The 8,911-nt window shown below is 54.8% G+C and carries 6 protein-coding genes; 1 reads left to right on the top strand and 5 read right to left on the bottom strand.

Features of this window, described 5'->3' with window-relative positions; genetic code table 11:
* The 4 genes from C7T94_RS18445 to C7T94_RS18430 all read right to left on the bottom strand — a co-directional run.
* On the bottom strand, nt 1-3,420 hold a 3,420-nt coding region (locus C7T94_RS18445), incomplete at its 3' end, for a beta strand repeat-containing protein (RefSeq protein ID WP_162618761.1).
* 192 nt (nt 3,421-3,612) lie between these two features.
* A complete protein-coding gene (locus C7T94_RS18440; protein ID WP_107217430.1) occupies nt 3,613-4,770 on the bottom strand; it encodes an ABC transporter substrate-binding protein in 1,158 nt (385 codons plus the stop codon).
* A gap of 44 nt (nt 4,771-4,814) precedes the next feature.
* Nucleotides 4,815-5,420, bottom strand: a complete 606-nt coding sequence (locus C7T94_RS18435) for a phage tail protein (RefSeq protein ID WP_107217428.1) — start codon at nt 5,418-5,420, stop codon at nt 4,815-4,817.
* Nucleotides 5,421-5,431: 11 nt separating this feature from the next.
* The gene (locus C7T94_RS18430; protein WP_107217426.1) at nt 5,432-6,412 is read right to left on the bottom strand and encodes a methionyl-tRNA formyltransferase; all 981 of its coding nucleotides are present in this window, start codon (nt 6,410-6,412) and stop codon (nt 5,432-5,434) included.
* A 353-nt stretch (nt 6,413-6,765) separates the two neighbouring features.
* On the opposite strand from C7T94_RS18430, the gene C7T94_RS18425 reads away from it, so the two are divergent.
* Nucleotides 6,766-8,412: an aspartyl/asparaginyl beta-hydroxylase domain-containing protein gene (locus C7T94_RS18425; protein WP_107217424.1), complete on the top strand. Its 1,647-nt coding sequence runs from the start codon at nt 6,766-6,768 to the stop codon at nt 8,410-8,412.
* Here the strand turns inward: C7T94_RS18425 and C7T94_RS18420 are convergent.
* A complete protein-coding gene (locus C7T94_RS18420) occupies nt 8,357-8,911 on the bottom strand; it encodes an adenylyl-sulfate kinase (RefSeq protein ID WP_162618760.1) in 555 nt (184 codons plus the stop codon). The two genes, C7T94_RS18425 and C7T94_RS18420, sit on opposite strands and share 56 nt — an antisense overlap.

Genomic DNA, 8,911 nt, shown 5'->3' with positions numbered 1-8,911 from the left:
GCTGTCGCCCGGATCAAGTGCCGGCGTGAAGGTATAGGTCAGGGCCGGATCAGCCTGCCCATACACTTTGGTCTGGGTGGCGGCCGTTACCGTAATCACCCTTGCACCGATGGTGAAACTGGCTCCGGTAAAGGTCAGCGCATAGTTGCTCCCTGCTGAGAGGGTACCCTGCGTGATCGGGTACGTACCTACGGCTTCACCCGGTGCGCGGCTCAACGATCCCGTAAAAGCGTCGCCTGCAACAAGGGCCGGACTGACCGTATAGGTGAGTGCCGGATCAGCGGTTCCAAATGCTTTTCCGCGCGCGTCGGCCGTAACGGTGATCGCTTTAGGCGTGACCTGCAGGTTAGCGCCGGTAAAAGTAATGGTGTAATTAGTTCCTGCACTGAGGGTTCCCTGAGTAATGCCGTAAGTTCCGACATTTTCTCCTGGCACACGGGTAAGCGAGCCGGTAAAGGCATCGCCAGCGGCCAGTGCGGGTGTGGCGGTAAAAGTCAGTGCCGGATCCGCATCGCCATACGCCTTGGTTTTAGCCTGTGCAGCGACCGTCAGCGCCAGCGGCGTGACCGTACTGCTGGTTATGGCCAGCGTCCTGCTGGTTGCGCCTGCGCTGCTTAGCGTCAGGTTGCCGGCATAATTCCCTGCCGCAGTGCCTGCGGCCAGCCTTACGTAAACCGGGCTGGCAGACAGGTTTCCGGCAGCGCCGAGCGTTACCGAAGGAGCAAAACTGCTGTTGTCGCTGCTGACTTCGAAACCGGCTGGCGGTGTAACCAGCACGCCAGCGGTCAGGTTTGTTGCAGAAACACTGAAAACAGCAGCGGTCGACGGCTGAGGGTACACGGCGTTCAATGCAGGAACCGAGCCTGTAAGGGTAATCGTTGGCTGCGTGCTGACTGCGAACGTGTTTGTGTTGCTTGATGGTGCCGTATTTCCGGCTATATCAACCGCCACTGCGCGCACGGTGTGCGAACCTGGACCAAGTTGTGCCTGCAGTGTATAGCTCCAGTTGCCGGAAGCATCAGTCGTAGTTGCGTTTGCAACCGACACACCGTCTGTGATCAATGTAATGGATGTGCCTGCTTGCGCTGTTCCGCTGATCGCCGGTGTGCCTGTAAGCAGAACGGCTCCGTTCGCAGGACTTAAGACAATGGCGGCGGCTGGCGCGGTAAGGTCAACGTTGAGCTGGAGCGCCGATGACGGTGCGCTCAGGTTACCTGCAGCATCCTCTACCCTGGCGGTTACGCTGTAAGACCCTTCGGCAACCGCTGATGCGGCGGCAGACCAGTTGCCTGAGCCATCGGCATTGGTAAAACCAACCTGTGTCCCATTGAAATAAAGGCGAACGGTGGCCCCGGGTTCAGACTGGCTTCCTGAAAAATTCAGGGCGGTTTTGTTCGTAATGTTGTCTGTGCCGGATAACCCGGTATCGTCAGCAGCAAGCAATTGTGGTACGGAAGGTGCCGCGGGCGAGTCGCGGTCTACAGCATACAGCTGTCCGCTGGTATAACCGCTCGGAATCCCATTACCTACAGCATCGAGAATACCTGTGCCGGTCGAGTTCAGGTCAAGCCTGAGCGTTCCGGTTCCGGTCACGCTGTTCGTGGTCACTGTATAGGTGGTACCCGAGCCGCTGACACCTGCAATAATACCGTTGGCGCCCCCGGTCACAGCAAGTGAAAAATCACCTGCGTCTACCCCGGTCACCGGTTCAGAAAAGGTGACGGTATAGGCCAATGAAGCAGCGTTTGTTGGAGTGGCTCCGACGCGAACGATTGAGGTGACAGTTGGCGCGACTGCATCGACCAGCACGCCACTTGTCGAGCCGACGCTGTTCAGCGCCAGGGCGGCGTCAACATTTCCGGCCCCGATGGTGCCTCCGTTGAGTGAGATCGATGATCCAATAGTAATCCCATTTGCATCGACATCACCGGTTGCAACAGTATACCGGAAAACCAGCGCCGAACTGCCGCTTCCCGCAACATAGGCCGCGGCTTTCGTTGTACTGCCAATAACAAGCGGAATGGCAGGCGTACCTGTTACTGTGACGGCTGCCGAATAGTTAACTGTAAAGTCGAGGGACTGTCCGGCGCCATAAACGGCACTGGCAGGCACTGCGACACTGGTCACCACGGGTGCAGGCGCAGCGTTGATGGTTAAGCTGAATGGCAGTACCGCAGAAACGCAGCCTGTAGTTGAATTGCGCACCGTCAAATTGAAATTGTAAGTGCCGGGTACAGGGTTTGCGGGCAAGAGCACGACAATCGGCGATCCCGAAAGCGCAGCATTGGTAACCGCGGTAAAGCCTGGCAGGGCGGCGGCGCCGCTCGTTACAGAATATTGATCGGGCGTGCCCGTGGCCCCGCTGTAAGGTATGGAAAAAGAAGTAGCATTGAAATTAACTGCCTGTACAGCCCCGATAGTTAGCGAAGGCAACGGGTTGACAACGCCGCTTAAGGCCACGGTAGCCGTTGTCGCACCCGCAGAACTGATCTGGATGTTCCCTGCGGCCGGACTGCTCAGTGCGGCGGCCATGCGCACATAAACTGTTGCGCTGGCAGAACCACCGGACTGGGGGATGGTCAGGTTTGCGCCCGAATAGGGGCCTCCCGATACAAGTGAAAGCTGGAATCCGGCGGGCGGTGCAACCGTTACATTCCCTGACAGGTTGCTTCCCGAAACTGTAAAACTTTGTTCACCGGAAGCGGTAGCTGCACATGAGCTGAAAGGATTGACGGTTCCGGTAGTCGTGAGCGTTGCACTCGGCGCTGCCGTAATTGCCAGATCATCTAATCTTAGTCCCTGGGGTACGGTTGTGGTTACCTCAATGGCATCTATCGACGCGAAATCGGCATTTGAGCTGAGGTCAAAGCCGACTGGGGAAATGGGCGTTGTTGGCACATAGTTTCCCGCAACGATAGATCCGACCTGGACGCCATCGCGCATGGCGCGAAGGCTGAAAGTTTGCACTACATTGGCAACAGCTGCGACGTTGATCGCGCTCAATTTGAATTCGGATCCATCCGTACTCCTGATAACAGCCTTCGAAACCGTTCCCGGCGCAATCGCCTGAAACCCGACGTGGATGTCACCGCCAACCGCTATATTGATGATCCGGATCGAACCGCCCGCGCCGTTTCCCTCAACAACAGCAGTCAGCCCGCTTGGTGTGTTATCGGTACTGCTCACGGGAATGGCCCACGAAGCAGTATTTCCGGAGGCAGTCGCCTGCACCGTACCGGCAGCAAAACTGTCAAAATTATAGTTTGCACTCTTGACCTGGGCGAGAGCGGCCTGCGTGAAACACAGGACCACCAGCAGCAACCAGCCGATTTTTCGGTGTAGCGACCCGCCTGGCCTGTTATTTTGTGGATAAGGCCGGCTAAGCCAGCTAGCTATCCGCCTGGAAGATTCCCTGTTCATATGTTTGAGGCGATTTTAGAGAGCGAAAAAACAGATGCAGGTTGTACATGCAGAACATGTGGTGCCAGCATGGCCAGGAGTCGTGCCGTCCCGCCGCAGGCATAAACAGTACTGCTGGGGGCAAAACTTTGCAAGAAAAAGTGTAAGCAAGTCATCAAAGTAAAATTTGGTTCATATATATTGGTTATGTCGTTATACACACAGGTAAGGGTTCTGCCAGCCAGATGTATTCTGATAGGCTGCTTCCAGGATATCCGGCTGCTCCCAGCTCACAGCCGGGCGCTGGTCTACCACCCGGTTTTCCAGTTGCTGTGTTTTTTTCGAGACTTCTGAAATGCGGATGTAAACCGGATGCATGGTAGCGTAAGGCGTTGTTTTGAGCGAAAAATTGCCCCGGGGGCCAAGCGCTGAAACCCCACGCAGCGATTCCGCAAGCGATTCGCGGTTAACTGAACGCTGCCCGAGTGCGGTTGCAGATTGGCTCAGTGCCAGCCCGCATTCATAGGCGAGCATACTGTAAGCATTTGGCCGGTCTGCAAAAGCCGATTCATAACCTGACTTGAAAGCACTGTTTTCTGCCGTGTCAAGGTGGTATGTCCAGGTAGCCGCGCTGTAAAATCCCGCGGCCAGCGGATCTGCAGACTCGAGACACTCGTCTGTGACAAACGGATGTACTGTGAGGGCCGTTCTGGAAGAAATATTTTTCTGGTTGTAATGGTAAAGAAACTCTGTGGCTTCTTTGCCTGAAAGCATGGCATGGGTATGTCCGGGCCTGAGGATCTCCAGCTGGTTGATGAGCGGCAGGGTATCGGGCTGGGTGGTCATGTTGCTGATAAAATTGAGTTTGACGCTTGCGGCGCCTGCAGCATGCAAACCATACCGGTAACATTCATGCATGTTGTATCCCGCCTCGTAGTAAGAAAGGCTAACAGCCGGATCGGCGCCGAAGTGTACCTGCGCCCATTTTCCCATCACCCATTCGCTTTTCCAAAGCTCCAGGCTGGTGTGAAACAGGTAGTCCGAACGAAATTGATAGGTCGGAACAAAACCGCCAAGATTGACTGCGATTACCGGTGTTCGGTGTTTTTCAAAAATGTCGGCGCATTGCAAAATGACCTTCGTTCCTGCTACGCCGATCACGATATCTACGTTATCAAAAAGTAGCAGTTTATTAAGCGCCTGTTCCACAAAAGGCTTGCCGCCGGTTTGAATAAACTCTTCCGCAAACTCGATTTGGTAATTTGCCGGCAAGTTGCGCAGGCCGAGTTGCAGGCCTTGTCTGAAGTCAGCACGCAGGTTTCTGAAAATCCCCGAATACGGGATAAGCAAACCGATCCTTATTTTTCTCATATAGATAAAGCATGCGGGCCATGGCCCGCATGCCAGTTAAAGTGCTAGTTTCGTGAAGGGAAGACGCCTTCTAACGCAATGATGTAGTTAATTGCCAGATAAGGTTGCATGATCGGGAGCGGCATGCTTCCGCCAGCCACGCCGACTGTGATTGCAACGTTCCCGCTAAGCGAGCCGCCGGCCAAGGGCACCAGCGTACCGCCAGCGGCCTGACTGATGTACCCGTTTACGTCTGAAGCCGCATTGGGGTCGTAGGGCGAGGCAAGGACGTTGTTCGCTGTCGAGGGGGTATGCGATTGGGCCTGTGCAGCCGATGCAGCAAGAGAGACGTTCCCGTTCAGCGTGCCTGACGCGACATGGGTATGCATAGGCATCTGTGCCAACGTTATCGTTACGTTTTCTGTTCCCGAAACCTGCCCAAGTGTATAATTCGAAGTGCCGGGACTCTGACCCGCACCGACAGGTACGCGGCCACCAAAATTAGGAAGCATGAAGGTCGTTTGACCATTGCCGCCATAAGTGGTTCCTAAAAGCGAAAAGAGCGCTGTGTTTGAAGAGATCGCCAATGTTTGTCCGAGGCAATATGCCCAGCCACGTGGTGCAAAATTGGGTGCCCACAATACGATGCTTCCTAAATAAGGTTCTGTCATGTCATTAAGTTTTATAGTTTGATATTCGGTTGATTCTTTGCATGATCACCAAACTGCGCCGTTCTAAGCGTAGACAGGCGTTCGCCCGGCATAATGCCCATTGCGGCCAGCTTGAATCCCGAAATGACACCATCACGCGTCGCGATGATATTGATGCGCAGGTACGAGCCTTCCAGGCAGGCTACAAATACGCCCTGATCAGGATGAGACAATACGATTGTTCCGGGAAGGTGCTTGGCCTGACCAGCTGCCGTTGCGGGAGTAACCTCGAGTATCCTGATTTCCTGTCCTTTCAGCACAGTAACAGCCCCTTGATAGTCAGGATTGGCTGCGTTAACCAGGTTGATGATATCGGTAGCGGCATGTTCTTCCCAGTTTATTGCCAGGTCTGTTTCCTGCACCCGCCGCTGCGTACTGCCAGACTGCCCATCCTGGACCCGGGCCGCAACTGTGCCTGCATCAAGGGCTTTGAGCAGTTCATTGACCAAGGGCACCGTTTCGATCGCGAACCTTGCACTACACATCCCCCTGGTTTCGCCGGGAATAATCGCAAGCTCTTTCTGCAGCAGTATGGGGCCGGTATCAAAACTTTCGTCGACCTGGTGAAGCGTTATGCCGCTGCCAAGCCCGCCTGAACGCAACTGCCAGAACAGGGGGTCAGGGCCGCGAAAAGCCGGAAGTAAACTGAAATGAATATTGATGAAACCAAAACGCGGAATGCCAGCCAGCGCCGCGGGTATTTTCCAGCGAAAGCCGAAAACCAGCACAAGATCTGCCCCTGAAGCACTGATCCAGCCGGCCAGCTCGACCGCAAAATCAGGTCGCGCCATTCGCCTGAAGGGTACCCGCAGCGCATCTGCAGCCTGCTCAAGCGGCAGGTTATAGGGTGTAGTTTCGTCTATAGACGCAACACCGGTCAGTACACCCGCTGCACAAAGCTGGTGCAATACAGGTATACCACAAACATGGCTACTCAACAGAATAACTTTCATTGCTGACGTGATGGGAGCGACCGGAAATTACCGGAAGTTCAGTAAACTATCAGATTTGAAAGACGAAACGGGTGCCGGGTAAGCAGGAAAAAAGAAAAAGCAGCGCAGTGTAGCAACAGGGATTGACTTCATGGCGTTAGGTTTGATTTAAGAATAAAGATAATTCCCGGTACGCAAAAAAACAAGCGGAATTTTGGGGCCGGAAAAAAAGATTAACTTCAGATCAGGATTGAGTTCCAGCGGAATGAGCCAATGGCCATCATAAAGTCCTGTGCCTGCTCAGAAAGATGCCGCTGTTCATACGCCGACAAGATGGCTAAATTTTATTGTAACCAAAATACTACACAACCGCGATGATCGTCTCTGCCCGCTTAAACATCAAAGTGCCCATTAATGAGCTGCGCGAAGAAGTTGCCCGGACCCTGGACCAGGCCTGGCAAAATCATTACAAGCCCAGCGACTTTACAGGAAGCTGGACCGTAATTGCCCTTCGCGCTCCGGGCGGCAATGCGGCTATGCCTTATGCAGATGCCGGAAACCTGGGTAGCTTTCAGGATACTCCCCTGCTCGGTAAACTGCCAGCCATGCAGCGGTTTTTAGCGGGCCTGCCTGCCGGCCTGCGTGCCGTACGGCTGCTCAATCTTGCGCCCGGATCGGCAGTCAATACCCATCGCGACTATGAACTCGCTTTTGAGAGAGGCGAAATGCGGCTGCACATTCCGATTTTTACCAATGACCGGGTAAGGTTTACACTGAAAGGATCCCCACTTTTTATGAACACTGGCGAGTGCTGGTACATTAATGCGAATTTGCCGCACAGCGTAAGCAACGAAGGCGATTCAGACCGCGTGCACCTGGTTATCGACTGCGAGGTGAACGAATGGCTGGAGCATTGCATGCAAACAGCGGCTAGTGTCAGCACCGCCCCGGAGTACGACCAGCAAACCCTGGCACACATGATCCAAGCGCTCGACAACCAGGACACCCCAGCGGCCAGGCAGCTGGCTGCAGACCTTCGTTTGCAGCTTCATGACAAGCCCGATTCAGCAAGTCTACTGAAAGAATGGATTCCTTACAGGTTGCTTGGCGCCGGGCGGCCGTCCTGCCAGTGGCTTTATACGGCCAGCGTCCCTTTTACCGATCCATTTTTTTCAGAGACGGTCAGCAAGTGCCTGAAATACCAGCCAGGCACGGGCCTGAAAGTAGAAACGAGCCTTGACGTACTGACAGAATGGGCGCCTGAACTGGATTGCGTCCAGCCGGCTGGCGTCATTTTCCATGTGTCACGCTGTGGCTCAACCTTGTTATCGCAACTGTTGGGGCTCGACCCGGAGAACATTGTACTGGCGGAAGTGCCCTTCCTGGATGCCCTGCTGCGCGCCGGAAAAAGCATGCAGCGTGCTGAAGCGGTAGCCCTGTTGCAGGCTGCCGTGGCTTTTTACGGACAGCGACGTTCAGGCAGGGAAAAACGTGTATTTATAAAAACCGATAGCTGGCACATTCATTTTGCAGCTATCTTTCGCGAAGCCTTTCCCGATGTTCCGTTTTTCCTGGTCTACCGCAGACCTGACGAGGTGCTGCGTTCACACCAGAAACTGCGGGGTATGCAGGCCGTGCCGGGTGTAGTGCCTGACGAGTTGCTTGGCATCGATCCCGGAACGGACAGGACAAGTAACCTGGATCTGCACATGGCCACTGTGCTGGAAGCCTACCACCGGGCATTTCTATCGCTGGTGCACCTGGATAAAAAGGTGACCTTACTCAATTACCATGACGGGCCGGAACTCTTGCTCAATAGCCTCCTGTCTGTAACACGGGTATGCCCCCGAGCCGAATACCTGGAAAAGGTAAGGCAGCGAAGCCGGTACAATGCCAAATTTCCAGACCGTCCTTTTGCAGCAGAACAGCTTATGGAGACCGCATCAGGCCTGCTCGAAAAAGCCTTTAATGGATACCATGAACTGGAACGGCTGCGGGCTGCTGCCGTGCCGCAAGAATAAAAGCTGTGATCTGCTGTGCTGCTTCGGCAATGCTGCAATGGTCCGTGCGGATGTGCAGCGCCGCTTGCCGGGGGTTTTCGTAAAGATCGCCCGGCCCCAGCAGGTCGGCAATGTGCAGGGGGTCGGCCAACGGCAGCAATGCCCGGCGATAAAGCCCCTTTGTATCCCGCTTAATCAGCACAGGCAGGCTGCAGTCGATCCAGATGGTTAATGCGTTATACCTGGCCTCCAGGGCCTGTCTGCCCTGATCAAACGGGTTGATCGCACAGAGAATGGCTACCTGACCGGTCGCCGAAATTTGCGCTGCCAGCTGGCCCAATCGCCTGATGTTCTCTGCGCGGTCGGCAGCAGAAAAACCCAGGTCGTTACACAAGGTTTGCCGGTACACATCACCATCTATGACCTGACAGGCTATCTGCCTTCTTTCAAGCAGCGCACAGACTCGCATGGCCAGCGTTGTTTTTCCTGCACCCGAGCGCCCGGTGAATTGAAGAAACAT

The sequence above is a fragment of the Pedobacter yulinensis genome (genome assembly GCF_003029735.1).
GTDB classification, from domain to species: domain Bacteria; phylum Bacteroidota; class Bacteroidia; order Sphingobacteriales; family Sphingobacteriaceae; genus Pedobacter; species Pedobacter yulinensis.
Note: the sequence above shows the minus strand (reverse complement) of the source record. Positions and strands in the feature narration are given on the sequence as shown.